The organism is Mesorhizobium sp. M7A.F.Ca.US.006.04.2.1 (genome assembly GCF_004022915.1).
Classification (GTDB): Bacteria; Pseudomonadota; Alphaproteobacteria; order Rhizobiales; family Rhizobiaceae; genus Mesorhizobium; species Mesorhizobium ciceri.
Genome location: NZ_RZQA01001668.1, coordinates 1 through 422 on the forward strand (window position 1 = coordinate 1; position 422 = coordinate 422).

Consider the following 422-nt stretch of genomic DNA (forward strand, 5'->3'; position numbering starts at 1 on the left):
GGTTTTGGCAGCCGCTCGTAATTCTCGGCGACATAACGCGCCGTCGGCGCGGTCAGGTCGTAGCGCAGCGACAGCCACTGGTCGTCGTCATCCTGGAAGGAGAACACGCCTTCGTTCGGCCGGTCCTGGTCGGGGAGGAATTTTCCCAGCGCATCGGTGTATTCGATCAGCGGCTGGTCGGCCGGTTCGAAACCGTAAAGCTCATAGACCGAGCGGATCGTCGCCATCATCTTCTCGACGGCGCGGATGTCCTCGGCGCTGCGGTCGGCAAAGCCGCGCGGCAGTCGCGCTTTCGTCTTTTCCGATTTATCGGCCATGGGGTGTTTGCTCGGCGTTTTATGATGCTTGCAGGTCGGCAATGTTGCGATTTTCGCAACGCGGGTGTCCTAACCGAAGAGGTCGGATGCGGCAAGGGTCAGACC

Annotated in this window: 1 protein-coding gene; it reads right to left on the reverse strand. The window is 60.9% G+C overall.

From position 1 onward, the window contains the following. Positions 1 to 317 (reverse strand): ATP phosphoribosyltransferase regulatory subunit (locus tag EN925_RS39315; RefSeq protein WP_206633253.1); only part of this gene is annotated, 317 nt, incomplete at its 3' end. Positions 318 to 422: the final 105 nt, after the last annotated feature.